Origin of the sequence: Pseudarthrobacter sp. C1, from assembly GCF_034720455.1 — a bacterium.
In the GTDB taxonomy this organism is placed as follows: Bacteria; Actinomycetota; Actinomycetes; order Actinomycetales; family Micrococcaceae; genus Arthrobacter.
The window spans coordinates 18,160-43,596 of record NZ_JAYESK010000002.1; the positions used below are offsets into that span (position 1 = coordinate 18,160).

The 25,437-nt window shown below is 66.9% G+C and carries 21 protein-coding genes and 1 riboswitch; of the genes, 5 read left to right on the top strand and 16 right to left on the bottom strand.

Going from position 1 to position 25,437, the window contains the following annotated elements:
- Window positions 1-28 precede the first annotated feature (28 nt).
- On the bottom strand, window positions 29-904 hold the full coding sequence (locus U7114_RS02785; RefSeq protein ID WP_157241911.1) for a VOC family protein: 876 nt from the start codon (window positions 902-904) through the stop codon (window positions 29-31).
- Between the two features lie 99 nt (window positions 905-1,003).
- Window positions 1,004-2,086, bottom strand: a complete 1,083-nt coding sequence (locus U7114_RS02790; protein WP_323056502.1) for an amidohydrolase family protein — start codon at window positions 2,084-2,086, stop codon at window positions 1,004-1,006.
- A gap of 79 nt (window positions 2,087-2,165) precedes the next feature.
- Window positions 2,166-2,273, top strand: a riboswitch (TPP riboswitch).
- Between U7114_RS02790 and thiC the strand changes: the two genes are divergently transcribed.
- Window positions 2,268-4,088: a phosphomethylpyrimidine synthase ThiC gene (gene thiC / locus U7114_RS02795; protein ID WP_323056503.1), complete on the top strand. Its 1,821-nt coding sequence runs from the start codon at window positions 2,268-2,270 to the stop codon at window positions 4,086-4,088. (Overlaps the previous riboswitch by 6 nt.)
- Before the next feature lie 4 nt (window positions 4,089-4,092).
- Here the strand turns inward: thiC and U7114_RS02800 are convergent, their stop codons facing one another.
- Together U7114_RS02800 and ffh are read right to left on the bottom strand one after the other, a co-directional pair.
- Complete coding sequence (locus tag U7114_RS02800) at window positions 4,093-4,824, bottom strand: alpha/beta fold hydrolase (protein WP_157241908.1); 732 nt, start codon at window positions 4,822-4,824, stop codon at window positions 4,093-4,095.
- 105 nt (window positions 4,825-4,929) lie between these two features.
- Entirely contained in the window at window positions 4,930-6,513 is a 1,584-nt protein-coding gene (gene ffh / locus U7114_RS02805; RefSeq protein ID WP_323056504.1) for a signal recognition particle protein, read from the bottom strand.
- A 118-nt stretch (window positions 6,514-6,631) separates the two neighbouring features.
- Here ffh and U7114_RS02810 point away from each other — a divergent pair, with 118 nt between their 5' ends.
- Window positions 6,632-8,035, top strand: coding sequence for a glucose-6-phosphate dehydrogenase (locus U7114_RS02810; RefSeq protein WP_323056505.1), 1,404 nt, complete (start codon window positions 6,632-6,634; stop codon window positions 8,033-8,035).
- A gap of 122 nt (window positions 8,036-8,157) precedes the next feature.
- On the opposite strand, the gene U7114_RS02815 is transcribed toward U7114_RS02810, so the two are convergent.
- Both U7114_RS02815 and U7114_RS02820 read right to left on the bottom strand, forming a co-directional pair.
- Window positions 8,158-8,496, bottom strand: coding sequence for a P-II family nitrogen regulator (locus U7114_RS02815; protein WP_013601408.1), 339 nt, complete (start codon window positions 8,494-8,496; stop codon window positions 8,158-8,160).
- Window positions 8,493-9,842: an ammonium transporter gene (locus tag U7114_RS02820; RefSeq protein ID WP_323056506.1), complete on the bottom strand. Its 1,350-nt coding sequence runs from the start codon at window positions 9,840-9,842 to the stop codon at window positions 8,493-8,495. Before U7114_RS02820 ends, U7114_RS02815 begins: the two co-directional genes overlap by 4 nt.
- 234 nt (window positions 9,843-10,076) lie before the next feature.
- Between U7114_RS02820 and U7114_RS02825 the strand changes: the two genes are divergently transcribed.
- Window positions 10,077-11,318 (top strand): MFS transporter, encoded by a 1,242-nt coding sequence (locus U7114_RS02825; RefSeq protein ID WP_157241904.1) that lies wholly within the window; start codon window positions 10,077-10,079, stop codon window positions 11,316-11,318.
- Between the two features lie 26 nt (window positions 11,319-11,344).
- On the opposite strand, the gene ftsY is transcribed toward U7114_RS02825, so the two are convergent.
- The 7 genes from ftsY to coaD all read right to left on the bottom strand — a co-directional run bounded on the left by ftsY (window position 11,345) and on the right by coaD (window position 19,429).
- Complete coding sequence (gene ftsY, locus U7114_RS02830) at window positions 11,345-12,553, bottom strand: signal recognition particle-docking protein FtsY (RefSeq protein WP_323056507.1); 1,209 nt, start codon at window positions 12,551-12,553, stop codon at window positions 11,345-11,347.
- Between the two features lie 76 nt (window positions 12,554-12,629).
- A complete protein-coding gene (smc, locus tag U7114_RS02835; RefSeq protein WP_323056508.1) occupies window positions 12,630-16,217 on the bottom strand; it encodes a chromosome segregation protein SMC in 3,588 nt (1,195 codons plus the stop codon).
- A gap of 94 nt (window positions 16,218-16,311) precedes the next feature.
- Window positions 16,312-17,292 (bottom strand): bifunctional DNA-formamidopyrimidine glycosylase/DNA-(apurinic or apyrimidinic site) lyase, encoded by a 981-nt coding sequence (mutM, locus tag U7114_RS02840; RefSeq protein WP_157241903.1) that lies wholly within the window; start codon window positions 17,290-17,292, stop codon window positions 16,312-16,314.
- A 4-nt stretch (window positions 17,293-17,296) separates the two neighbouring features.
- Window positions 17,297-18,019 carry a ribonuclease III gene (rnc, locus tag U7114_RS02845; protein WP_157243108.1) on the bottom strand — a complete coding sequence of 241 codons (723 nt, stop codon included), beginning with the start codon at window positions 18,017-18,019 and terminating at the stop codon, window positions 17,297-17,299.
- Window positions 18,020-18,040: 21 nt separating this feature from the next.
- Complete coding sequence (rpmF, locus tag U7114_RS02850; RefSeq protein ID WP_009356569.1) at window positions 18,041-18,244, bottom strand: 50S ribosomal protein L32; 204 nt, start codon at window positions 18,242-18,244, stop codon at window positions 18,041-18,043.
- Window positions 18,245-18,280: 36 nt separating this feature from the next.
- Window positions 18,281-18,805 carry a YceD family protein gene (locus U7114_RS02855; RefSeq protein WP_323056681.1) on the bottom strand — a complete coding sequence of 175 codons (525 nt, stop codon included), beginning with the start codon at window positions 18,803-18,805 and terminating at the stop codon, window positions 18,281-18,283.
- 123 nt (window positions 18,806-18,928) lie between these two features.
- A complete protein-coding gene (gene coaD, locus U7114_RS02860; RefSeq protein WP_157241901.1) occupies window positions 18,929-19,429 on the bottom strand; it encodes a pantetheine-phosphate adenylyltransferase in 501 nt (166 codons plus the stop codon).
- A gap of 43 nt (window positions 19,430-19,472) precedes the next feature.
- Between coaD and U7114_RS02865 the strand changes: the two genes are divergently transcribed.
- A complete protein-coding gene (locus U7114_RS02865; RefSeq protein ID WP_323056509.1) occupies window positions 19,473-20,702 on the top strand; it encodes an aminotransferase class I/II-fold pyridoxal phosphate-dependent enzyme in 1,230 nt (409 codons plus the stop codon).
- A complete protein-coding gene (locus tag U7114_RS02870; protein ID WP_323056510.1) occupies window positions 20,702-21,490 on the top strand; it encodes a fused MFS/spermidine synthase in 789 nt (262 codons plus the stop codon). Before U7114_RS02865 ends, U7114_RS02870 begins: the two co-directional genes overlap by 1 nt.
- A 30-nt stretch (window positions 21,491-21,520) precedes the next feature.
- On the opposite strand, the gene rsmD is transcribed toward U7114_RS02870, so the two are convergent.
- Genes rsmD through U7114_RS02885 form a run of 3 tightly spaced genes read right to left on the bottom strand, consistent with a single transcriptional unit; the run spans window position 21,521 to window position 25,433 of the window.
- On the bottom strand, window positions 21,521-22,144 hold the full coding sequence (gene rsmD / locus U7114_RS02875) for a 16S rRNA (guanine(966)-N(2))-methyltransferase RsmD (protein ID WP_323056511.1): 624 nt from the start codon (window positions 22,142-22,144) through the stop codon (window positions 21,521-21,523).
- Window positions 22,145-22,189: 45 nt separating this feature from the next.
- The gene (locus U7114_RS02880; protein WP_323056512.1) at window positions 22,190-24,457 is read right to left on the bottom strand and encodes an ATP-dependent DNA helicase RecG; all 2,268 of its coding nucleotides are present in this window, start codon (window positions 24,455-24,457) and stop codon (window positions 22,190-22,192) included.
- Complete coding sequence (locus U7114_RS02885; RefSeq protein WP_323056513.1) at window positions 24,447-25,433, bottom strand: DAK2 domain-containing protein; 987 nt, start codon at window positions 25,431-25,433, stop codon at window positions 24,447-24,449. The genes U7114_RS02880 and U7114_RS02885 overlap by 11 nt, the downstream gene beginning before the upstream one ends.
- Between the last annotated feature and the right edge of the window lie 4 nt (window positions 25,434-25,437).

The window sequence follows — 25,437 nt, forward strand, 5'->3', positions numbered from 1 at the left end:
TTCGCAACCTTTGCCCGGGGGGCGCCGGTCAGCGGACTGCCACCCGGATCCTGTTGCGCCACGGATCCTCGAACCGGAGTTCGGCTCCGGTGTGGTGGGCGGCAACACCGGCAACCTTGAGGCGGTCGGCGAGGGCGCCGACGTCGTCCCCCGACGGCACTTCGATGAGGACCTCACCCAGGCCGAGGGTGTCCTTGCGCGGCCCCGCGCCGCGGCTGTTCCATACGTTCATTGCCATGTGGTGGTGGTAGCGGCCCGCCGAGACGAACAGGGCCTGGCCGTGCCAGCCTGCGGTCTTTTCGAAGCCGAGGGTCCCCACGTAGAAGTCGCGGGCGGTCTGGACGTCGCCCACCTGGAGGTGCACATGGCCCACGCCCGCAACGGTTCCCCGCTGGCGTTCCAGGGACTCCTCAGTGAGGTGCTGCTCCAAATAGCGCTGCGGCGGAAGGGCCAGGCTGTCCATCACCACGTCAGTGCCGTTCCAGGACCAACTGCTGCGCGGCCGGTCCCAGTAGAGTTCGATCCCGTTGCCTTCGGGGTCGGTGAAGTAGAAGGCCTCGCTGACAAGGTGGTCTGCGCTGCCGGTGAAGGAACGGGGTTCAAACTGCGCGGCCGTGGCGATGGTCGCGGCCAGGTCTGCCTGGTTCTCGAACAGGAGCGCGGTGTGGAAGAGGCCGGCCTCTCCCCGGCCCGGAAGCGTCAGGCCCGGAGCGGGAGCCAGGTGCACCAGCGGTTTCTGCAGCCGGCCGAGGTAGAGCCCGCCGTCCTGCTCCGCGACGACCTCCAGGCCGAGGGCCCGCTGGTAGTAATCGGTCATGACCTTCATGTCGCCCACCTTGAGCATCACGGTGCCCATGGCGAGGTCGGCAGGAAGGAGATCCTGGCGGGCGGCTGCGTCGGTCATTTGAAGGCTCCTTGTATTGGAGGCCGTCCCGTCGGCGGCCTGTCACATATTAAAATTACTTGAAGCTTCAATTTATTCCAAGTGGCGGCCTCAAATAACTCAGCGGATGATGCGGCCGCCCAGCACCACGTGTTCCAGCGCCCTGATCGTTTCCGGGGTGGTCCGCGGGTCTTCGCGGCACACCACGACGTCGGCCCGCGCGCCTTCCTCCAGGTTGTCCGCTCCCAGCCACGTGCGGGCTGCCCAGCAGGCGGCATCCAGGGCCGCAGGCATGGGCAGGCCGGCCCCGTGCAGGGCGAGGATCTCATCTGCGATCCTCCCGTGGCGGACCACGCTGCCTGCGTCCGTCCCGGCAAAGATGCGTACGCCGGCGGAATGGGCCTCCGCCACCCGTTCCAGCCTGCGTTCCCACAGGGCACGCATGTGGGCGGCGTAGCGCGGAAACTTGGCGTCTGCCTGCTCCGCTATGTCAGGAAAGGTAGCGATGTTGATGAGCGTGGGCACGATCGGCACGCCCTGCTCCACGAACCGGGGCAGGTGGCGGGGCAGCAGCCCCGTGGCGTGCTCAATGCAGTCAATGCCGGCGTCCAGCATCTGGTCCAGGGTGTCCTCGGCGAAGCAATGCGCCGTGACCCGGGCACCTTCATCATGGGCAGCCTGGACAGCGTCACGGACGACGGCGGCAGGAAAGGAGGGCGCGAGGTCGCCGGCGCTCCGGTCGATCCAGTCGCCCACCAGTTTGACCCAGCCGTCGCCGTCGCGTGCTTGCTTCCGCACGGCCTCCACGAGCCCGTCGGGTTCGACCTCCGCCGCAAAGCCGCGCAGGTAGCGGCGCGTGCGGGCCACATGCCGTCCTGCACGGATCAGCACCGGAAAGTCCCGGCCGCCCTGCATCCAGCGGGTATCGGCAGGTGAGCCGGCGTCGCGGACCAGCAGGGTTCCGGCGTTGAGGTCAGCCAGCGCCTGTTCCCGTGCAAGGGCGGGTTCGACCGGGCCGGCGGGGCCCAGTCCGATGTGGCAGTGGGCGTCAGCGAATCCCGGCAGCACCCAGCCGTCGAGCTCCCGCGCCGGAAGGGCAGTTGGCCGGCTGAACGTGAGGCTGCCGTCCACCGACCAGAGTCCATGGCGTACCCGGTCCGGTGCGGTCAGGACGGGTCCGCGAAAGTGAATGATGTCTGCCATCGGGCTTCCTTTCGATGCCCGGTCAGGCTAGCACCCGCAAATGTGACACCGCCCTTCCGGGGGCGTGTGGTAGCTTACATCTTGACCACACGGGTGCCCCTGCAGGGGCTGAGATCGGGCTGACGCAGCCTGCGACCGTTGAACCTGTCCGGGTAATGCCGGCGAAGGAAGTGAGTATTCCTTGAGTACACAAAATGCACAGCTGAACCCTGCCCAAGACCGTCCGGCCATGGGAGCAGCCGGCAACCAGCCAACGGTGACCCAGTCCCTGAAATCCCATTCACTGGCCTACCTTGAGGATGCCGGCACGGGGATCAGGGTCCCGGTGACGGAGATTGCGCTGGAACCTTCCCCGAACGGGACGCCGAACAGGCCGTTCCGGACCTACCGGACGGCAGGACCTGGCAGCGACCCCGTCATCGGCCTCCCTCCCTTCCGGACGGACTGGATCGAAGCACGCGGAGACACCGAGGCGTACAGCGGCAGGGAACGGAACCTGCTCGACGACGGCCGCTCGGCTGTCCGCCGCGGCGCCGCCAGCGCCGAGTGGAAGGGAGCGCGCCCGGTGCCCCGCCGCGCCGTCGACGGCAGGACCGTGACGCAGATGCACTACGCGCGGCAGGGCGTGATCACCCCGGAGATGCGCTTTGTGGCGCTGCGCGAGAACTGCGATGTTGAACTGGTCCGCAGCGAGCTGGCCGCGGGCCGCGCCATCATCCCCAGCAACATCAACCACCCCGAGTCCGAGCCGATGATTATCGGCAAGGCCTTCCTGGTGAAAATCAACGCCAACATCGGCAACTCGGCCGTTACCAGTTCCATCGCGGAGGAGGTGGACAAACTGCAGTGGGCAACGCAGTGGGGCGCCGACACCGTCATGGACCTTTCCACCGGCGATGACATCCACACCACCCGCGAATGGATCCTCCGCAACTCCCCCGTCCCCATCGGCACCGTCCCCATCTACCAGGCCCTCGAGAAGGTCAACGGGGAAGCCAATGCCCTTACCTGGGAGATCTTCCGCGACACCGTCATTGAACAGTGCGAGCAGGGTGTGGACTACATGACCATCCACGCCGGCGTCCTGCTGCGTTACGTGCCCCTGACAGCCAACCGGGTGACAGGCATCGTATCCCGCGGCGGTTCGATCATGGCAGGCTGGTGCCTGGCCCACCACCAGGAGAACTTCCTCTACACGCACTTCGATGAGCTGTGCGAAATCTTCGCGAAGTACGACGTCGCCTTCTCCCTGGGTGACGGGCTGCGGCCAGGGGCGACGGCGGATGCCAACGACGCTGCCCAGTTCGCCGAACTGGACACACTGGCTGAGCTGACGGCGCGCGCCTGGGAATTCGACGTGCAGGTGATGGTGGAAGGTCCGGGGCACATCCCGTTCCACCTGGTCCGCGAGAACGTAGAGCGCCAGCAGGAGCTGTGCAAGGGTGCGCCGTTCTACACACTCGGGCCCCTGGTTACCGACGTTGCACCGGGCTACGACCACATCACCTCGGCCATCGGTGCCACGGAGATCGCACGTTACGGCACTGCCATGCTCTGCTATGTCACCCCGAAGGAACACCTGGGGCTGCCCAACAAGGACGACGTCAAGACCGGGGTGATCACCTACAAGATCGCCGCACACGCGGCAGACCTTGCCAAGGGCCACCCGGGGGCGCACGAGCGCGATGATGCGCTGTCCAAGGCACGCTTCGAATTCCGCTGGCGCGACCAGTTCGCGCTGTCCCTGGACCCGGTCACGGCGGAAGCCTTCCATGATGAGACCCTGCCCGCAGAACCTGCCAAGACCGCGCACTTCTGTTCCATGTGCGGTCCCAAGTTCTGCTCCATGAGGATCAGCCAGGACATCCGGGACGAATTTGGCTCGGCGGAGTCGCAGGCGGCCCTGGCGGCGGCCGCGGGGATGAAGGGGAAAAGCGAGGAATTCCGGGCGGCCGGCGGCAAGGTGTACCTGCCGGAGCCCCGTGTTGCCGCCGGAAGCTAGGGCGTCAGGAGGCGCGTGCCCGGACCCGGCTGGCATCGCCGATGAACGAGCGGATGATGCGGTCCCCCTCTACTGAATCCTGGGGCCGGTGCCCTCCCGCCGCAGTGCGGTGGAGGGCGCCGGTCTCCCGGAGGTAGCCCGCGATCTCTTCGTAGAGCGGCTCCCAGCCGCCCGTGAGGACGAGCGTAGGCACGCCCGGCACGATGTGCAGCGGAGCTTCCCACGACGGCACCTGCAGCCGGAGCCGCCGCGCGGACCGCTTCTCTTCCACGGTGACCGGGTGCTGCAGGTCCGTGGCGTAGACCCGGCGCACGAATTCCCGCTGGAAGTCCTCGTCGCCGAGTTGGTGCCGGACGTCCAGGAGCGGCTTCATCAGCGCAATGTGCGCCGCCGTCGCCGGCAGTTCCGCGGTCAGCGACAGGCAGGCCGGCTCCACCAGCGTCAGCGAGTAGACAAGGTCGGGGCGTTCGACGGCGGCCATCATCGCTGCGACGGCGCCTTGGGCATGTGCCACGACGTGCCCGCCGACGGCGCCCCTGCCGTCGTCGGCCAGTGACCGCAGCAGGATCCCCGCGTCCTCTTCGAAGGATGATTCCACCGGCTCTGCCACGGGATCGTAGCCGTGGCGGCGCAGGAACAGTGCGTCATAGGACAGTGCCAGGCCATGCTGGCGGGGCCAGGCCGCGGCGCCGAAGCTGCCCGCGCCGTGCACGAACACTACCCTCTGCTTGAACATGACCCAACCCTAATCCACAGCCCCGACATCCCAACTAAGTAGCGCCAAGTGTCGTTATGAACCGTCAAAACGACACTTGGCGCTACTTAGTTGGGCCAGGCGTGCTTACTTGCCGAGGAACTTGTCGAAGCCCTTGGGCAGGTTCAGCTGGGACGGATCGAAGTCGCCCGTCTGCTGGCCGAAGGCGGCGCCGGTCGGCAGAGCCTTGGCCGCGTTGGCCCGGCGGGCCTCGGCGTCCTTCCGCTCCTGGGCAGCCTTGGCGGGGTTGCCTGACTTCGCCTTCTTCTTGGGGGCGTTCTTGGCGTTCTTCCGCGCCCCGCCGCCGGCACCCGGCATGCCTGGCATCCCGGGCATGCCCGGCATGCCGCCCTGGGCCATCTTCTTCATCATCTTCTGGGCCTGGGCGAAGCGCTCCAGGAGGCCGTTGACCTCGGAGACGTGGACGCCGGAGCCGCGGGCAATACGGGCGCGGCGGGAGCCGTTGATGATCTTGGGCGCAACACGCTCGTGCGGGGTCATGGACCGGACGATGGCCTCGACGCGGTCGATCTCGCGTTCGTCGAACTGCTCCAGCTGCTGGCGGATGTTCTGCGCACCCGGCATCATCATGAGCATTTTCTTCATCGAGCCCATGTTGCGGATCTGCTGCATCTGGGCCAGGAAGTCCTCAAGGGTGAAGTCTTCCTGGTCGGCGAATTTCTTCGCCATCCGGGCGGCTTCGTCCTTGTCCCAGGATTTCTCCGCCTGCTCAATCAGCGTCAGGACGTCACCCATGTCCAGGATGCGCGACGCCATCCGGTCCGGGTGGAACAGCTCGAAGTCGTCAAGGCCTTCGCCGGTGGAGGCGAACATGACGGGTTTGCCGGTGACGGACGCCACCGAGAGCGCGGCACCGCCGCGGGCGTCGCCGTCGAGCTTGGAGAGCACGATGCCTGTGAAGTTGACGCCCTCATCGAAGGCGAGCGCCGTGTTCACGGCGTCCTGGCCGATCATGGAGTCGATGACGAAGAGGACTTCGTTGGGCACGATGGCGCGGCGGATCTGGCGCGCCTGCTCCATCATGTCGGCGTCGACACCGAGCCGGCCGGCGGTGTCCACGATGACGACGTCGTGCAGCTTCTGGCGGGCTTCCTCCACACCGGCGCGGGCAACGGCCACGGGGTCGCCGGCAGGGTGCTCGAGTTCGGAGGACGTGGCTCCCGGGTGCGGCGCGAACACCGGCACCTTGGCGCGCTGGCCCACCACCTGGAGCTGGGTGACCGCGTTGGGGCGCTGCAGGTCGCATGCCACCAGCATGGGGCTGTGGCCCTGGGCCTTCAGCCACTTGGACAGCTTGCCGGCGAGGGTGGTCTTACCGGCACCCTGGAGGCCGGCCAGCATGATGATGGTGGGGCCGTTCTTGGCGAGGCGGATCCGGCGGGTTTCACCGCCGAGGATCTCCACCAGTTCTTCGTTGACGATCTTGACGATCTGCTGGCTCGGGTTCAGCGCACCGGACACCTCGGAACCCATGGCGCGTTCCCGTACCCGGCCGGTGAATTCACGGACAACTGGAACGGCAACGTCGGCATCCAGGAGGGCACGGCGGATCTCGCGGACTGTGGCATCGACGTCGGCCTCGGAGAGCCTGCCTTTACCCCGCAGATTCTTAAAGGTTGCTGTCAACCGGTCAGAGAGTGAATTGAACACGCGACGTGCACTTCTTTCTGTGGATGATCAAAGGCTATGAATAATCAAAGGCTGTGGATGATCGGGACTCGACTATCTAGGGTACCAAGTCGGACCCCCAAGGTGGCATGCTGGCAAAATGACGAGCCAAGCATCTGTGAAAACCCTCCTCATCCTCGGCGCTTCCGGGGACCTAACGGGCCGGCTGCTCCTGCCGGGCCTGGCGCGCCTGGTGGCAAAGGGCCACGCCACGGATCTCCGGCTCGTCGGTGCCGGGTCAGATCCCTGGACCCCGGAACAGTGGCGGGAAAGGGTTCACACCTCCTTCGAAGCAGCAGCCGGGCCCGCAGGTCCCGAGGGAAAGGACGCCCTGCAGTCCCTTGAAAAGGAGACCGTCTACCACCAGCTGGATGTCACCGCCGACGGCGCCCTGGCCTCGCTCCTTGCCGCGCTGGACGGCCCAACGGCCGTCTATTTCGCCCTCCCGCCCAAGATCAGCCAGCTCGCCTGTGAAGCGCTCAGGCCCGACCAGGTTCCGGCCGGCACGCGGTTGGTGATGGAAAAACCCTTCGGCTCCAGCGAGGAGTCTGCCCGGTCGCTCAACCAGACACTGGTCCGGCTGGTTCCGGAAGACCACATCCACCGGGTGGACCATTTCCTGGGCAAGGCCACCGTGCTGAACATCCTGGGCCTGCGGTTCGCCAACAACTTCCTGGAACCCGTCTGGGATCGCCACCACGTGGAAAAAGTGGAAATCATCTTTGACGAGGACCTCGCGCTGGAGGGACGCGCCCGTTATTACGACGGCGCCGGCGCGCTCCGGGACATGATCCAGAGCCACCTCCTGCAGATCATGGCGCTGATGGCCATCGAACCGCCGGCCACCATCGGCGAACGGGACCTGCGCGACGCCATTTCCACGGTCCTGCGCGCGAGCAGCGTCCCGGAGCCCTACGCCGGTTCCAGCCGCAGGGCGCGCTACACGGCGGGTGAACTGGCGGGGAAGGAGGTCCCGGACTACGCGCGGGAGGACGGTGTGGACGCGGCACGCGGCACCGAGACCCTGGCCGAGATCCAGGTGAACATCGACAACTGGCGCTGGAAGGGCGTCCCCTTCATCCTCCGTTCCGGCAAGGCGCTGGGCGTTAAGCGCAAGGAAGCCGTGGTCACGTTCCGCCCGGTGCCCCACCTTCCCCGGGGCTTTACCGGCGTTGACAGGCCGAACAAGCTAAGGATCGGCTTCGGGCCGGACACCCTGGCGTTCGACGTCGATGTCAATGGTCCCGGCAACATCTTCAGCCTGGGCCGCATCACCCTCGGCGCGGAACTGAGCGCTTCGGACCTCCTCCCCTACGGTGAAGTCCTGGAAGGCGTCCTCGCGGGCGACCCGTTGCTTTCCGTCCGCGGCGACACCGCGGAAGAATGCTGGCGCATTGTTGAGCCTGTGCTCAAGGCCTGGCAGCAGGATTCTGTCCCGTTGGAAGAGTACGACGCCGGATCGGCCGGCCCCGCGGGCTGGCCGGGCACGGTGCCGGGAGACTAAGGCCAGCTTCCGCCGCAGCTGCATCCACGCTGGCGGCGGGGTATCGGACAGCACAGCGGAGCGGGCAGGAACACCTTCCGGTTTTCCTGCCCGCTCCGTCTTTTAGTTAGTGCTTTGCCGGCCTAGATTGCCGCAACGCCCCGTTCACCGGTGCGGACCCGCACCGCCTCCGAGACATCCACGGTCCAGACCTTGCCGTCGCCGGCCCGGCCGGTGTTTGAGCTGGCGATGATGACATCCAGGATGTCGTCTGCCTGCTCGTCCGTGGCGAGGACCTCCACCCGGATTTTGGGCAGCAGGTCCACGTTGTACTCCGCGCCGCGGTAGACCTCGGTGTAGCCGCGCTGCCGGCCGTAGCCGCTCGCCGCGCTGACCGTCAGGCCCTGTACGCCGTAGGCCTCCAGCCCCTCACGGATGGCCTCGAGCTTTTCCGGCCGGACGATCGCAGTAATCAGTTTCATGCCCCCACGCTTTCCTTACCTGTTGCTGATTCGGTCTTCACGGCGCCTGAAGTCTGTGCCGCGTCCGACTGGGTCTTGCCGGTGATCATGTCGTGCAGGGGCTGGAAGCTTCCGCCGTGTCCCCCGACGCCGAACTCGTAGGCGGTCTCAGCGTGCAGGCTGAGGTCCACGCCCACCGTTTCCTGTTCCTGCGAGACACGGAAGCCCATGGTCTTGTGGATGGCCAGGGCGATGATCGCCGTCAGGATGGCGGAGTAGGCGATGGCGATGCCGGCCGCTGCGAGCTGCGCCCACATCTGGGTCATGCCGCCGCCGTAGAACAGGCCGCCGCCCACGCCGTCGGTGGGCAGTGCAATGAAGCCCAGGGCCACGGTGCCGATGATGCCGGAGACAAGGTGGACACCGACAACGTCCAGTGAGTCATCGAAGCCCCAGCGGAACTTCAGTCCCACCGCGAGGGCGGAAGCCACGCCGGCCACGATGCCGAGGCCGAGGGCACCGACGGGGCTCACGTTGGCGCAGGCCGGGGTGATGGCGACGAGGCCGGCAACAACACCGGAGGCGGCACCCAGGGAGGTGGGGTGGCCGTCGCGGATGCGCTCGGTGACCAGCCAGCCGAGCATCGCGGCGGCCGGGGCGGCAAGGGTGTTCACCCAGATGAGGCCGCCCTGCTCAGCGGTGGTGGCGGCACCGCCGTTGAAGCCGAACCAGCCGAACCAGAGGATGGCTGCGCCGAGCATAACGAACGGGATGTTGTGCGGGCGGTGGTTCGGGTCCTTGCCGAACCCCTTGCGGTTGCCGATGATGAGGACCAGGACCAGGGCTGCAACACCCGCGTTGATGTGGACCACGGTGCCGCCGGCGAAGTCGATGGCCGGGCCGAGGGCCTGGCCCACTGCACCTTCAGGACCGAACAGTCCGCCGCCCCACACCATGTAGGCCAGCGGGCAGTAGACAAGCGTGACCCAGACGGGCACGAAGACAGACCAGGCGCCGAACTTGGCGCGGTCAGCGATGGCGCCGCTGATGAGTGCGACGGTGATGATGGCGAAGGTGGCGGCGTAGCCGACCTTGATCAGTCCGTCCGGGGTGTCGATGCCCTCAAGGCCGAACGTGGCAAACGGGTTGCCCACAATCTGGAAGAAGCCCTCGCCGGAGCTCATGGAGGCGCCCCAGAGGACCCAGACAACGCCAACCATGCCGATGGAGATGAAGCTCATCATCATCATGTTCAGCGCGGCCTTGGCCCGGGTCATGCCGCCGTAGAAAAATGCCAGACCCGGTGTCATGAACAGCACAAGCGCCGCCGACACCATGATCCATACGTGACCTGCGGTAAGTTCCATGGTGCACGCCTCTCTTATCGATTTGGTCGAAATTGCGGAGATGATCCGCCTGCCAACGCCTTTTTGCGTCCTGTAACGAGTGTGTCGGCGCTGTGTTTCGGCCGCGGAGGTTTTTTATTGCGGGGCTGTTACAACAACCTCTAGGAAGTAAATGGTGCATATCTGGCTTGTTACGGTTATGTTTCACCTCTCCCGCCGACGCCCCTCGGACAAGTACGCAAGGACCCCTCGACCATGACGGCAGAACCCCGCGTGAGCCGCGCCACAGCGCGGATTTTTTCCCTGCTGCGTCCCGGCAGGCAAAAGCTGCCGCGCGACATCAAGGTGATGCTGGCCGCGGCCTTCCTTATTGCCCTTGGATTCGGTCTTGTTGCGCCCGTGTTGCCACAGTTCGCCACAACCTTCGGCGTGGGAAATACCGAAGCTTCGGTGATCGTGGCGATCTTCGCGTTCATGCGGCTGGTCTTCGCGCCCGCCGGCGGTGCCCTCATCGGCCGGATCGGCGAACGGCCCGTCTACGTCATGGGCCTGCTGATCGTCGCCGCCTCCACCGCTGCCTGCGCGTTCGCCCAGGACTATTGGCAGCTCCTGCTCTTCCGCGGGCTTGGCGGGGCCGGATCGGTAATGTTCACGGTCGCTTCGATGGCGCTGGTGGTGCGGCTTGCGCCGCCGGAGAGCAGGGGCCGCGTTTCCGGCGCCTACGCGTCCGCCTTCCTCATCGGAAATGTGTGCGGCCCGATCGTCGGCGGCCTGCTGGCCGGCTTCGGCCTGCGCGTTCCCTTCCTGGCGTACGCGGCCGCCCTGGTGATGGCCGCCGTCGTGGTCCAGACACAGCTCAGCCACCAGCGCCGGGGCGGCGGGGACGGGCAGGACCGCGCACCGGACATGCCCCTGGGCGAAGCGCTTGCCATGGGCACCTACCGGACCGCCGTGCTGTCCAGCTTCGTGAACGGCTGGGCGACTTTTGGGGTCCGGATGGCCACTGTTCCGCTCTTCGCGGTGGCGGCCCTCGGAGCCGGACCCGAGGCGGCCGGGTTTGCACTGGCAGTCTTTGCCGCCGGGAACGCCGCAGCCCTTACCTTCTCGGGCCGGCTGGCTGACACCCTGGGCCGCAAACCCATGATGATTGCCGGACTGATTGTTGCCGGGGCCGCGACCGCTGCCATCGGTTTTACGTCCGGGCTGGGCTGGTTCCTTGCGGCATCGGCCCTGGCCGGGGCCGGCTCCGGCCTCTTCGGCCCGGCCCAGCAGGCCGCCGTCGCGGACGTGATCGGCAACGGCCGGTCCGGGGGCAAGGTCCTGGCCGTATATCAGATGACGTCCGACGTCGGCGCGATTGTTGGGCCCGTCCTGGCAGGTGTGCTGGCCGACCGGCTGGGCTACGGCTGGGCTTTCGGGGTGACCGGCGGCATCATGCTCGTGGCCGCGGTGGCCTGGGCCGCCACCCGGGAAACCCTGCGGACAGCCCGGCCCTGAGTCCTCCGGGCCAGTTCAGCAGCGGGCTAGTTCAGCAGCGCGTCCACAAAGGCCTCTGCGTCGAAGGGGGCGAGGTCATCCGCCCCCTCACCCAGGCCGATCAGCTTGACCGGGACTCCGAGGGTCTTTTGGATGGCGACGACGATGCCGCCCTTGGCGGTTCCGTCCAGCTTGGTCAGGACAATGCCCGTGATGTTCACGACCTCCGAGAAGACGCGGGCCTGGTTCAGGCCGTTCTGGCCGGTAGTAGCATCCAGCACCAGGAGGACCTCGTCCACCTCGGCCAGTTTCTCAATGACGCGCTTGACCTTGCCCAGTTCGTCCATGAGGCCCACTTTGTTCTGCAGCCTGCCGGCAGTGTCGATCATGACCACGTCCACTTCCTGGTCAATGCCGGCCTTGACTGCCTCGTAGGCAACGGAGGCAGGATCGGCGCCGTCGATGTCCGACTTCACAGTGGGAACGCCAACCCGCTGGCCCCACGTGGCCAGCTGTTCGGCGGCCGCGGCGCGGAAGGTGTCCGCAGCGCCGAGGAGGACATCCTTGTCCTCCGCAACCAGGACGCGGGCGAGCTTGCCCACGGTGGTGGTCTTTCCCACGCCGTTGACGCCCACCACCATCATGACGGCCGGCTTGTCCGCGTGGCGCTGGACGTTGAGGGAGCGGTCCATGGTGGGGTCCACGAGCTTGATGAGTTCTTCGCGGAGCAGCTCTTTGACCTGCTCGGGGGTCCGGGTGCCCAGGACCTTGACCCGTTCACGGAGGGCGTCCACGAGCTGCATGGTGGGTTCGGTGCCCAGGTCCGCCAGGAGGAGGGTCTCCTCCACCTCGTCCCACACGTTCTCGTCGATCTTGTCGCTTGAGAGCAGCGCCAGGAGTCCCTTGCCCATGATGTTGTTGGACCGGACCAGGCGCTCGCGCAGGCGGACCAGCCGGCCCGCCACGGGAAGCGGAGTCTCAACCGGAATGACCTCCAGCCCCGCGGCGTTATCCGGGACCTCAGCGGTTTCCAGCCCCTCCAGCTCCACCGGGCCCGGGGCCGTACGGTCCGCAACCGCGCCGGGCCTGTCCTCAACGGCAGTGCTCCCGCCCTGCGGCAGTACGGGGTCGTTGGCATCGCGTGTGCCAGGGTACCGGGTGATGTTCTTCCGGGTCTTCATCAGGACCGGAATCAGCCCGCCGATAACCACCAGGGCAGCAAGAATGGACAGGATTATGGGAAGGATGTCATTCACTCCCCTAGCTTCTCATACGCGCGGGGGCGCCCTTCCGGGGCAGGCGTGCAGTTGACCTGCCGTTACACCCGGCCGGTCATACGTCGGCCCCGAGCCGCTGGCTGATCACCGTGGAGACGCCGTCGCCGCGCATGGTGACGCCGTACAGCGCGTCCGCCACTTCCATGGTCCGCTTCTGGTGGGTGATGACAATGAGCTGGCTGGATTCCCGGAGTTCCTCGAAGATGGTGATGAGCCGGCCCAGGTTGGTGTCGTCCAGGGCAGCTTCCACCTCGTCCATGACGTAGAAGGGCGAGGGCCGTGCCTTGAAGATCGCCACCAGCAGCGCCACCGCGGTCAGCGAGCGTTCCCCGCCCGACAGGAGCGAGAGCCGCTTGATCTTCTTTCCGGCGGGACGGGCCTCCACCTCGATACCGGTGGTGAGCATGTCGGCAGGGTCGGTGAGCACCAGCCGCCCCTCCCCGCCCGGGAAGAGCCGGGCGAAGACCCTGACGAACTGGGCCTGGGTGTCTTCGAAGGCCTCGGTGAAGACGCGCTGGACGCGGTCATCCACCTCCTTGATGATGTCCAGCAGGTCCTTCCGGCTGGCCTTCAGGTCCTCGAGTTGGGTGCTGAGGAACTGATGGCGCTCCTCGAGTGCGGCGAATTCCTCCAGTGCCAGGGGGTTCACCCGGCCCAGGCTGGCGAGGTCGCGTTCAGCCTTCCGCAGGCGCTTCTCCTGCTCTTCGCGGACGTAAGGCTTTCCCTCGACGATTTCCGCGCCGGCGCCGTCCACCGGAGCACGAAGGGCAGCCCATTTGTCGCCGCTTTCTTCGGCCGGAACCGGAACGGGAACGTCCGGTCCGTACTCGGCTGCCAGGGCGTCCGGGGTAATGCCCAGTTCGTCGATGGAGCGGGTTTCCAGTGCGTCGATTTGCGCCCTCTGCCGGGCCCGGGCGAGTTCGTCGCGGTGGACGTTGTCCGTGAGGTCGGCCAGTTCACTCGCCAGGAGTTCATTGGCGGTCCGGATCTCCCCAAGTGCCTGGTCGCGCTGCTCACGGTTGACTTCGGCAAGGTCACGTTCATGCCGTGCCAGATCCACGGACACGTCAACGTGGCGGAGCGCCATGTCGACGGCGGCGGACACGGCGGCTGCGCGCCGCGCCTGGATGCGGCGGACACGGGCGCGCTCGGCGGCTTCCTCCCGGGCCCGGCGCTCAGTGGCGGCGGCCCGCTCCAGTGAGGCCACCCGGTTCCTGGTGGCTGAGAGCTGCTCTTCGGCGCTGCGAAGAGCCAGCCGTGCCTCAACCTCTGCAGCGCGCGCCTGGGCCGCCGCCTGGGCAAGGGCGTCGCGGTGTTCAGTTGACGGCTCCTGCTCCGCGGGCGCTTCCTGTGCCGCCGCCAGGCGTGCGGCCACGGCTGCGAGCGCTTCCTCCTCTGCCGCCACGTTCTCCTCCGCCCTGGCCAGCGATGACGCCAGGCGGTCGCTTTCGCCGACGGCGCTGCGGAGCACGGAGTTCAGGTGGCCGAGGCGCTCAGCCACGGCGGCCAGCTTCGCGTCGGATTCGTGCAGCCTTTCCAGGGCGGCGTCGGCCCGATCCTGCGCCTCCGCGCGCTTTGCCTCGGTGGCCGCGAGGGCGAACCTGTTCCGCTCCAAAGCTGCCGTGACCGCCGCAAGCCGGCTCTCGGCGTCGTCCACCGCCGCCTGCACCTCAAGGAGCGACGGCGCCTTGGCCGAGCCGCCGGTGACCGACACTGCGGTGAAAACGTCTCCGCCGGTGGTGACGGCCGTCAGCCCGGGGTGTCCCGCCACCAGGGCGGCCGCTGCCTGGATGTCCGGGACAACGGCAGTGCCGGCCAACAGGTCCGCAACCAGGCTGGCGGAGGAGGCGTCGCAGCTGGTGAGGTCCGCGGCCCAGCGCGCGCCCGGGGGGAGGGACATGTCGGTGCCGGTTGTGGGTCCAGGTGCAGCCCCTGCCGATCCGAGGAGCAGTGACGCCCGTCCGGCGTCGTCGTCCTTGAGGAGCTGGAGCACCGCCGTTGCCGTCTCCGCGTCCCGCACGACGATTGCTTCGGAGGCCTCCCCCAATGCCGCGGCTATCGCAGTCTCGAAGCCGGCTTCCACCGTGAGCCCGGCAGCCAGGGTTCCGAGGATTCCATCGAGGCCCGCGTGCAGCGCGTGCCTCGCCCCGTCTTTCCGTTCCAGGCCCAGCTTCAACGCGTCACGGCGCGCCGCCAGGGCGTCGCGCTTCCGGACCCCCTCACTGACGGCTGACTTCAGGCCGGCGATTTCCTGGACCACGGTGTCGAGGGCCTCATTGGCGGCCTCGTAGTCGGCGTCAAGGGATTCCTCTCCCTCCTCCACACCGGCCACCTGGTTTTCCAGTGCCGTGAATTCGGCCTGGGCACGTGCCCGGCGTTCGGTCCCCGCCGCAAGGGATTCACGGAGCCTGCCCAGTTCCGCCTGGGCGGACTCAACGCGGGACCTCGCCGCCGCAACCTGGCCTGCCAGCCGGGCCAGGCCTTCGCGCCGGTCAGCTGCAGCCCGCAGCTCCGCCGTGAGCCGTTTGTCCTCTTCGAGCGCGGCATGCTCAGCCTCGGCCTTTGCGGCGCTTGCTGTGTCCAGGGCGCTGCGCCGGTCAAGGATGCTGCGCTCGAGCTCAACCAGCTCCTCGCGGACCCTGGCCGCCTGGCGTTCCAGTTGTTCCGGGTCCCGGCCCGGCGGCGGTGCCTCCACGGAACCGAGGAGGCGGCTGCGTTCCTGTGCCAGGGAGCCCAGTGAACGCAGCCGCTCCCTGGCAGCGGACAGACGGTACCAGGCGTCCCGTGCGGCATTCAGCCGGGGGGTTGCTTCAGCTGCGAGTTGCTCCAGCTCGGCTTGTTGGCGGCGGCCGGCCTCAAGCTCCCGGCCGGCGAGGGCCCGCCGTTCTTTCAAGGCGGCTTCGTCCGCCACGTCCTGTTCCAGTGCCAGCTGGAGCTGGACCAGATCGTCGGCCAGCAAACGGGCGCGGGCATCGCGGACATCGAACTGGACCCGCTGGGCCCGGCGCGCCACTTCCGCCTGTTTCCCCAGCGGCGTGAGCTGGCGCCGGATTTCTCCCGTGAGGTCCGTGAGGCGCTGGAGGTTGGCCTGCATGGCCTCCAGTTTGCGCACGGTCCGTTCTTTGCGCCGGCGGTGCTTCAGGATTCCGGCCGCTTCCTCGATGAAGCCCCGCCGGTCCTCCGGCGTGGCATGGAGGACACGGTCCAGCTGGCCTTGGCCGACGATGACGTGCATCTCGCGGCCCAGCCCGGAATCGGACAGCAGTTCCTGGATGTCCAGCAGGCGGCAGCCTGCGCCGTTGATGGCGTATTCCGATCCGCCCGTACGGAAAAGCGTCCGCGAAATGGTCACTTCGGTGTACTCGATGGGCAGGGCGCCGTCAGTGTTGTCTATGGTCAGGGAGACGTGGGCCCGGCCAAGGGGCGGCCGGCCTGACGTCCCGGCGAAAATGACGTCCTCCATCTTTCCGCCGCGGAGCGTTTTGGCCCCCTGTTCGCCCATGACCCAGGCCAGGGCGTCCACCACATTGGACTTCCCGGATCCGTTGGGGCCAACCACCGCGGTGACCCCTGGCTCGAAATTGAAGGTGGTGGCGGACGCGAATGACTTGAACCCCCGGACGGTCAGGCTTTTGAGGTGCAAGGCTTTTCGGATCTCCTGAGTGGCTGAGGCGGCTGCTTCGCTGTCCTCAATCTACTGCGTGGGGGCCCAATATCCGGGATTCCCGCGGGCATTGTCACCAGCGCCCGTTCCGGGGACGGGGCTGGCAGACGGGGCAGGTGTGCGAGGACCGGTTCATGAACTGCTCGCGGCGGATGACGGCGTGGATTCCAGCTGCGGCGCAGCGTTTGCAGGCCTGACCTTCCCGGCCATAGGCGTTAAGGGACCGGTCAAAGTACCCGGAGGCGCCGTTGACGTTCACATACAGCGAGTCGAAGCTCGTTCCGCCGGCCGCGAGGGCATCCAGCATGACCTGCCGGGCGCTGGCGAGCACCCTTTCCGCATCGCCACGGCGCAGGGTGTCGGTGGGCCGGGCATAGTGCAGCCGGGCGCTCCACAACGCTTCGTCCGCGTAGATGTTTCCGATCCCGGAGACCAGTCCCTGGTCCAGCAGCGCCCGCTTTAGGCCGGTTTTGCGCTTGCGGAGGCGCCGGTAGAAAACGTCGAAGGAGAAGGCGGGGTCCAGGGGGTCCCGTGCAATGTGTGACGCTTCCTCAGCTATCAAGGGCAGGGGCGATTCGGCGAGGCCGCCGGGGCCGCCGTCGTCCGTGGGAACCATCGCCGTGACGAACAGCCCGCCAAAAATCCGCTGGTCCACGAACCTCAGTTCTTCCGGCTTGCCGTCACCGGGGCTGAGCCGGAAACGGACCTTCAGGTGCTTTTCGTCCGGGACGTCCCGGTCCTGCATCAGGAGCTGGCCGCTCATCCCGAGGTGGGCCATCAGGGCAATGCGGGGGCGTTCCACGGCTGGCGGCGGCGCGTCCCCGGCGACGCCGTCCCCGTGGCTGCCTTCCACCAGCGGCATCCACAAGAACTTGCCCCGCCGGACGACGTCTGCAACCGTGGCGCCTTCCAGGTTGCCGGTAAAGTCCTCCACGCCCAGGGCGTGGCGGCGCACCGACCGTGGATCAAGGACCTCCACCGAGGTGATGGTCCGGCCGCGGACCCAGCTCACCAGGCCGCGGCGTACCACCTCAACCTCGGGAAGTTCAGGCATGGCGCTACTTGGCGGGGACGGAACCGGCGGACTTTTTTGCTCCCGCTGCTGCTCCGGAGAGCACCCGCCACGCGTCCGCGGCGGCTTCCTGCTCCGCTTCCTTTTTGGAGTGGCCGGAACCCTTGCCATAGGCGGTTCCGCCCACATGGAGGACAGCCGTGAAAGTGCGGGCATGGTCCGGCCCGGAGCCGTCCACTGCGTAGTGGATGGTGCCGAGCTGGCGGCTTGCAGCGAGTTCCTGGATGTTGGTCTTCCAGTCCGTTCCGGCGCCCAGGGCGGCCGCGTCCTTCAGCAAAGGGCCGATCAGGCGCATCACCAGCTGGCGTGCGGTCTCGATGTCGTTGGACACGTAGGTGGCACCGATCAGTGCTTCCATGGTGTCGGCGAGGATGGAAGCCTTGTTGTTGCCGTGGGTGAGCTTTTCGCCCTGGCCAAGGTAGATGTACTCCCCGATGCCCAGGCTGCGTCCGATGCCGGCAAGTGCACGGGTGCTGACGACGGCGGAGCGCCGCTTTGCGAGCTCACCTTCGGGCAGTTCCGGGTTGTCCCGGTACAGGGCATCGGTAACGGAGAACCCGAGGATGGAATCACCCAGGAATTCGAGCCGCTCGTTGGTGGGGATGCCGCCGTTTTCGTAGGCGTAGGAACGGTGTGTGAGCGCAAGACGAAGCGTCCCGGCGTCTATAGAGACACCGAGACGCTTCAGAAGCTCTTCAGTTGAAGACATCATGTCAGCCTCAGGGGCCGATTAGACGTCAGCGACCTTGCGTCCCTTGTACTCAAGGAACAGCGCAGTGCCAGCCGAGTCGGTGACGACCTTTGCCTGGTGCGGCAGGCTGTAGGTGACCTGGCCGTTCTCGACGGTCTTCACCAGGTGGGGGGCGGTCGCCTTCCACTGGGAGCGGCGGGCGCGGGTATTCGAGCGAGACATTTTCCGCTTGGGAACAGCCACGGCTAACTCATTTCTCTCTAGACAAACACGTACAAATCAATTTTGCCGGTCAGGCTTAGCCATATCAGCTAGGGCAGCCCAGCGAGGATCCAAGACCTCGTGGTGGTGCCCCGGCTCGTCTTCCAGGCGAACTCCGCATTCGGAGCAAAGGCCCTGGCAGTCTTCCCGGCACACCGGCTGGAACGGCAGCGCGGTCACCACTGCGTCCCGCAACACCGGTTCAAGATCGATTACATCGTGCTCGACTCGACGTTGCTCTTCATCATCTTCTCCGTCCGAGAGCTCCACGCCCTCATAGAAGAAAAGTTCTTGCACATTGACCTCGAGGTCATACGCAAGGGGATCCAGGCATCGGCCGCATTCACCTGTTACCTCGGTGAGCACGGTTCCTGATACCAAAATTCCTTCGTGTACGGCTTCAAGCCTCAGAGCCAGCTCGATATCCGAGCCTTCCTGAACGCCAATGAGCGCCACGCCAAGATCACCTGGCGCGGGTACATGTTCCTTCAGTGTCCGCATGCTTCCCGGGCTGCGCCCGAGGTCCTTGACGTCGAACGCCAGGGGCGAACCAGCATCTCTTTTAATGAGAACTCCTGTTGAACATATGACCGACGTACTATCTTAGCCTGAAGAGCCACAGGGACTCAAACCGGCCGGCAGGGAGTGCCGAAGTACCGGACCAGCCTACCCCCTCGGCTGCTGGCCGGGGCCCGACTCGCCCGCAAGCATCCGCCGCAGCACCGACCGGGGCACGTATTCGGACACATTTCCGCCCAGGCCGGCCACCTCTTTGATCAGGGTGGAGGAAAGGTGGAGGTAATGGGCCTCTGCAGGCAGGAAGACCGTTTCAACGCCGCTGAGCTGCCGGTTCATGGTGGCCATGGGCAGCTCGTAGTCGAAGTCCGAGGACGACCTGAGTCCCTTGACGATGGCCGAAACACCGCGCTGCCGGCAATACTCTGCCAGCAGGCCCTCCCCGACTGGTTCCACCACGATGCCCTTGAGTGAGGCGAGGGTTTCCCGTGCCATGTCCAGGCGCTCCTGGAGGGTGAACCTGTACTGCTTGGCCTGGTTGGTGGACACGGCCACTATGACCTCGTCAAAGAGGCCGGCGGCACGTGCAATAACCTCGAGATGGCCGTTGTGGATAGGGTCAAAGGATCCGGGGCAGACAGCGCGTCTCATGCTCCGAACCTACCCCATGGGAACACCGGGATACCATGACTGGATGCATCCACCACGGGAACTTTCCACCCCCATGGCCCCTGCTCCGTGGCAGCGCGCCGCCCTCGGAGCAAACCTCCTGGCCCCCGACGGAGGCCTGGGCGTCACCATCTTCGAAGAGATGACCACCCTGGCCGTGCAGACAGGCGCCATTAACCTCGGCCAGGGGTTCCCGGACGAGGACGGTCCGGCGGAAATCAGGGAGGCCGCCCGGTCTGCCATCCTGGCGGGTGCGAACCAGTATGCGCCCGGCAAGGGCATCCCGGAACTGCGGGAGGCAGTCTCGGCCCACCAGCAGCGGTTCTACGGTCTCTCCCCCGACCCGGCAACGGAAGTCATCATCACCACCGGAGCCACCGAGGCCATCGCGGCCTCGCTCCTGGCCTTCGCCGGTCCAGGCGACGAGGTCCTCACCCTGGAGCCTTTCTACGATTCCTACGGCGCCGTGATCGGCCTGTCCGGTGCGACGCACGTGACTGCACCGCTCCTGGCCCCGGACTTCATGCCGGATATGGCCGCCCTCGAGGCCGCTTTCAGCGCGCGGACGAAGGTGGTGCTGCTGAACAACCCCCACAACCCCACCGGAGCGGTCTTCCCGCGGGACGTGCTCCAACGGGTCGTTGACCTGGCCCGCAGGCATGACAGCATCATCATCACGGACGAGGTCTATGAGCACCTCACGTTCGGCGTCCGGCACGTACCGGTGGCTTCCCTGCCCGGAGCGGCGGACCGAACCATCACCATTTCCTCGGCCGGCAAGACCTTTTCCCTGACTGGCTGGAAGGTCGGCTGGCTCACGGGACCCGAAGAGCTGGTGTCGGCCGCCCGGACGGTCAAGCAGTTCCTCACCTACAGTTCGGGCACGCCGTTCCAGTCGGCCATCGCCACGGGCCTGGCCCTGCCGGACTCCTTCTATGAGGGCATCGCGGCGTCCCTTGAGCACAAGCGGGACATCCTGAGTGAAGGCCTGCGTGCCGCGGGGTTCGAGGTCTTCTCGCCGCAGGGCACGTACTTCGTCAATGTGGACACCGCCCCCTTGGGCATCAGCGACTCCGTGGACCTGGCCCGGAAGCTTCCGGCACTGGTGGGCGTGGCCGCGATCCCGGTCCCGGTTTTCTGCCACGCCGAGGGAGCGGAGCGCACCCGAAGCCTGCTCCGTTTCGCCTTCTGCAAGAGGGCCGAGGTCCTGGAAGAGGCTGCCGGGCGGCTGGCTGCACTCAGCGGCAGGCTCTGATGCCCGGCGGGCGGGAAGTCCGGGCGTCCCGGTTCCTGCGCACCACCGGACAGCACGCGTCCATAGAACCCGACGCCTTCACTGCCGGCAGCTACGTCCTCAGCATCGGCGGCGCGGAACAGTCCCACGTGAACCTTCTGCAGCCGGAGGAGATCTTCTACGAATACCTGCGCCGGATCGGACACCTGGTGGACCTGGCGGCACCCCCCGGGGTTCCGGTCAGTGCGCTGCACCTGGGCGCGGGAGCGCTGACCCTGGCCCGGTACATCCAGGCCACCAGGCCCGGGTCGGTGCAGTATGCGGTGGAGCTGGAGCGTGAGCTGCTCGATTTCGTCCTGCGGGAGCTGCCCCTGCCCGAGGGGACGGACCTGCAGACCATCATCGGCGATGCCCGGGAGTCACTTGTCCGGATTGACCCCGAAGTCCGGTTCGACGTCGTCATCCTGGACATCTTTTCCGGGCCGGACGCGCCCGCGCACCTGACCACCGGCGCGTTCTACCGGGAGGTGAGGGAGCGGCTCAACCCTGCAGGACTGCTGATCGTCAATGTCGGCGACGAGCCGGGCCTGACCCTGGTCCGAAGCCAGGTGTCCGCCATGCGGCAGGCCATGGCGGATGTGGCCGCCGTCGCGGAAACAGGCATGTTCGAAGGCCGCTACCCCGGCAACATCATCCTCGCCGGCACCCTCACCCCGTGGCCGCCGGAATGGACCACTGAACTGACCGCCCGCGGGCCGCACCCGGCAAAAGTGCTGGCCGGAGTGGACCTCGACCCCTTTGCAGGATGACTCCGGGAGGCCAAAGTTCCCGCGCCCGGGCTAGCGTCCGGCCGGTTCCGGCGCCTCGGGAATGTCGTCATCGTCGATTGCATCGGGCACGAAAGGCTCCGCGAACCACAGCCTGGTCTCCCCGTATTTCTTCTCCGCAAACCGGGTGAGGGCCTCGGGCCACCGGGGCTCGGGCGAGCGGGAGGAGCGCTCCACCACCACCACCGCCGCCGGCGACAGGTGGGTGGACAGCTTCAGGAGCACTGCCTGCAAGCCAACCTCCTCGAGCAAATACGGCGGGTCCAGGAAAACAAGGTCCCAGACTGCCGCCTCCGATGCGCGTTCCAGGAAGGATTCCACCTTTGAGCGGTGGACGGTTACCACTTTCCCGCCCAGGACGCCGTTGACGAGATCGGCATTGCGCTGGCAAACGGCGCTGGCCCTGCCATCGGACTCCACCAGGTCCACTGTCCGGGCGCCCCTGCTGCCGCTCTCGACCCCCAGGGCGCCGGAACCCGCATAGAGGTCCAGCACGCGGGCGCCGGTAATGACGTTGAAGGCATCAAGGCGGGAAAAAAGCGCTTCCTTGACGCGGTCCGTGGTGGGCCTGGTGAGGGATCCCGGGACGCCGGTCAAAGGAGTGCCGCCGGCGGCACCTGCAATAATCCGGCTCATTCAACGCTCCTGTCTTGGCCGCCAGGATATCCGGCACCCACCATGCTAGCCGCGTTCAAGGAACGCCTCCTTCTCGGGATTGAGGTATTTGTCGATCGCTTCGGCAAGCTCCGGGCGAGCGGACAGGGCAGGGTCCTCGCGCACAATCTCCTGGGCGTCTTCCCTTGCCCGGGCAATGACGTCGCCATGCTCCAGGACGCGGAGCAGCTTCAGGGTGGAGCGTCCGCCTGATTGCGAGGCTCCCAGGATGTCGCCCTCGCGCCGCAGCTTCAGGTCCTCTTCGGACAGGACGAAGCCGTCGGTAGTCGCCGCCACGGCATCCAGCCGGCGGCGGCTGGGATGCCCGGGTTCAAGGGCGGTGACCAGCAGGCAGGTCCCTGGCAGCCCGCCCCGGCCCACCCGGCCGCGGAGCTGGTGCAACTGGGAAATACCGAACCGGTCCGCATCCAGAATGACCATCAGGGTTGCGTTGTGAACGTCCACGCCCACCTCGATCACCGTGGTGGAGACAAGCAGCTTGATGCGGTTGGCCGCAAAGTCTTCCATGACGCCGAACTTCACGTCCGGTTCCTGCCGTCCGTGGAGCGCCGCCAGGGGAACTCCGGACAGGGTGGTCTCTTCCCGCAGATGCTCGACGACGGCCGTCACCGAGGCGAGCTCCCGGCCGCCGTCCCCTTCCGCATCCCCCGCCGGAGGCTCCGCCTCCCCGGGGCTGAAGTCGCCGTCGTCGTCCGTTCCGATCCTGGGGCAGACGACGTACACCTGATGGCCCCTGTCAATCTCCTCCCGGGCGCGGGCCCAGATGCGGCCTGCCCAGGCCGGGTTCTCGGCAAGTCCCACCAGGTGGGTGGCGATAGGGGCACGGCCGGCCGGCAGTTCGTCCAGGACCGACGTTTCGAGGTCGCCGAAAACTGTCATCGCGACGGTCCGCGGGATGGGCGTGGCCGTCATCACCAGCAGATGCGGCGGCTTCCGCGCCTTGGCGCGCAGGGCATCGCGCTGTTCCACCCCGAAGCGGTGCTGCTCATCCACCACGATCAGGCCGAGATCATAGAATGACACGTTGTCGCTCAGCAGGGCATGGGTCCCGATGATGATCCCGGCCGTCCCCGAGGCGGCATCAAGCAGGGCCTGCCGGCGCGCCGCCGTCGGCAGGGAGCCAGTGAGCAGCGAAACCTGGACGGAAGCGCCGTCCATCCCGCCCAGCAGGCCGTCTCCGGAGAGTGGGCCCAGGGTCCGGCGGATCGATTCGAAATGCTGGGCAGCGAGGACCTCCGTGGGCGCCAGCAGGGCCGCCTGCCCGCCGGCATCCACCACCTGCAGCATGGCACGGAGCGCCACGATGGTCTTGCCGGAGCCCACTTCTCCCTGCAGCAGCCGGTTCATGGGGACGTCCCGGGAGAGTTCTGCCGCCAGGGTTTCCCCGACGGCGGCCTGCCCAGCCGTGAGCGTGAACGGAAGGCTCCGGTCGAAACTGGCCAGCAGGCCCTCCGGAGCGGGCCGGCGGGCGGTGGCTTCTTCCGAGGCCAGCTGTGCACGGCGGCGGGCCAGGGCGGACTGCAGCACCAGTGCCTCCTGGTAACGGAAGCGGCGACGTGCCTGCTGCCAGTCCGTGGCCGACTCCGGCTCATGGATCAGCCGGTAGGCTTCGGCGATCGGCAGGAACTTCTCCCGGGCCGCGATGGCGGGTGGCACGGGATCCGGCAGGGAGCCAAGGTCAGCAGTTTCGAGCAGGGTTGAGACAGCCTTCTGGATCTTCCAGCTGGGAAGCTTGGCGGTGGCCGGATAGATGGGAATGGGCATGGCGGCCAGCTTTTCCGGATCCCGGCCGCCCTCGCTGAACGGATCATCGTCCAGCAGCTGGTAGTCGGGGTTGGTGAGTCCAAGGGATCCCTTGAAGGACGTGACCTTGCCGGAAAACAGCGCCCGGCGGCCAGGGAGCAGGTCCGCTTGGGCCTTGTAGCCGTTGAAGAAGCTGATCTTGAGCGTACCCGGCGCTTTGCCCCGGTACTCCGTGCCGCCTACCACCCGGAGGCCCTGTCTTCCGTCGTCGTCGGAAACCACGACGTCGGTGATGGTGCCGCGGCGCGCCTGCATCCGGCGGGTGTTGCTGGAGAGCACCCGGGCGATCAGGGTGACTTCTTCGTCCCGGGGAATCTCGCTGATGGGCGTCAGCTCCCCGCGGCTCATGTAGCGGCGCGGGTAGTAATTCAGCAGCCCCTCGACCGTGGTGATGCCCAGATGCTTTTCTATGACCGCTGCGGAACGCTTGCCAAGCCGCCGTTCCAGCGCCAGGTCCAGTTCAGCGCTCATGCCCACTGGAGTTCACTGCATCCGTTGCCGGGTCCCGCGGCAGCGCGAGTTCACTGATGCTGATGTTGGCCGGCTCCCCCAGGGACCGGATGATGTGGACGGCGGGATCCGCCTCGGGGACATGGACGTGGACGCGCCACCGGTAGTTGCCGTCGGAATCGGGCACGCTGCCAACCTGGCTCATGATCACGGACTCGCCCACCTCGTCCAGCCGCTGGCGGAGGGTTGCCGCGTTGAGGGGTGACAGGCTGATGGTGCACATGACTTCCACGCCGTCGTCATCCGGCATGGCCGTATGGATGTGCGGGTCAGACACGTCGTAGCCGTGCAGGCCGTCAAGGAGTTCGCTTTGGAGCTCTTCGCCCAGGATCGCTGAGCGAAGGCAATCGAGGATCAGCAGCATCCCCACTCCGCCCGCATCAACCACATGGGCGGTCGTCAGAACGTCCAACTGGTCTTCGGTGTGGATCACCGCGGCGAGGGCGCCCTCCACAACGGCGTCCAGGGCAAGGCCCAGGGCGTGGTTGCTGTCGTCCCCGTTCTGTCCGGCGTCGACAGCGGCCGCGGCCCGGGCTGCCGCTTCCATGACGGAGAGCATGGTTCCCGGCACGGGATCGCTCAATGCCGACCAGGCACGGATCTGGGCACGGTTGAGGGCTGCCGCCAGCAGGGTGGAGGTCAGCCGGGTGTGGCCTGCCAGCGGCTCGGCGGCTGCGCATAGGAACACCGAGAAAAGGGTCCCCGAGTTTCCCCGCGCTTCCTCCATGGCGGCCTGGCCCGCGGTGGCAAGGACGGCACCGACGTCCATCTGCGCGGGGTGGTCACCCGTGGCAGCGAGGGAACGGGCTGCGGCGCGCACGGTGACGTAGAGGTTGGTGCCGGTGTCGCCGTCGGCCACGGGAAAGATGTTGATGGCATTCAGGCGGTCGCTGTGGTTGCCAAGGGCGGTCTCAGCCTTGCCCAACCATCTCTTCATCGCT

Bases quoted from the DNA above. Each gene is read 5' to 3' on its own strand.
- U7114_RS02800 (WP_157241908.1), bottom strand. From the start codon at position 4,824: ATGTTCAAGCAGAGGGTAGTGTTCGTGCACGGCGCGGGCAGCTTCGGC.
- U7114_RS02825 (WP_157241904.1), top strand. From the start codon at position 10,077: ATGACGGCAGAACCCCGCGTGAGCCGCGCCACAGCGCGGATTTTTTCC.
- U7114_RS02810 (WP_323056505.1), top strand. From the start codon at position 6,632: ATGACGAGCCAAGCATCTGTGAAAACCCTCCTCATCCTCGGCGCTTCC.
- U7114_RS02870 (WP_323056510.1), top strand. From the start codon at position 20,702: ATGCCCGGCGGGCGGGAAGTCCGGGCGTCCCGGTTCCTGCGCACCACC.
- U7114_RS02815 (WP_013601408.1), bottom strand. From the start codon at position 8,496: ATGAAACTGATTACTGCGATCGTCCGGCCGGAAAAGCTCGAGGCCATC.
- U7114_RS02865 (WP_323056509.1), top strand. From the start codon at position 19,473: ATGCATCCACCACGGGAACTTTCCACCCCCATGGCCCCTGCTCCGTGG.
- rnc (WP_157243108.1), bottom strand. From the start codon at position 18,019: ATGTCTTCAACTGAAGAGCTTCTGAAGCGTCTCGGTGTCTCTATAGAC.
- U7114_RS02880 (WP_323056512.1), bottom strand. From the start codon at position 24,457: ATGAGCGCTGAACTGGACCTGGCGCTGGAACGGCGGCTTGGCAAGCGT.
- mutM (WP_157241903.1), bottom strand. From the start codon at position 17,292: ATGCCTGAACTTCCCGAGGTTGAGGTGGTACGCCGCGGCCTGGTGAGC.
- coaD (WP_157241901.1), bottom strand. From the start codon at position 19,429: ATGAGACGCGCTGTCTGCCCCGGATCCTTTGACCCTATCCACAACGGC.
- rsmD (WP_323056511.1), bottom strand. From the start codon at position 22,144: ATGAGCCGGATTATTGCAGGTGCCGCCGGCGGCACTCCTTTGACCGGC.
- U7114_RS02785 (WP_157241911.1), bottom strand. From the start codon at position 904: ATGACCGACGCAGCCGCCCGCCAGGATCTCCTTCCTGCCGACCTCGCC.
- U7114_RS02885 (WP_323056513.1), bottom strand. From the start codon at position 25,433: ATGAAGAGATGGTTGGGCAAGGCTGAGACCGCCCTTGGCAACCACAGC.
- U7114_RS02820 (WP_323056506.1), bottom strand. From the start codon at position 9,842: ATGGAACTTACCGCAGGTCACGTATGGATCATGGTGTCGGCGGCGCTT.
- U7114_RS02790 (WP_323056502.1), bottom strand. From the start codon at position 2,086: ATGGCAGACATCATTCACTTTCGCGGACCCGTCCTGACCGCACCGGAC.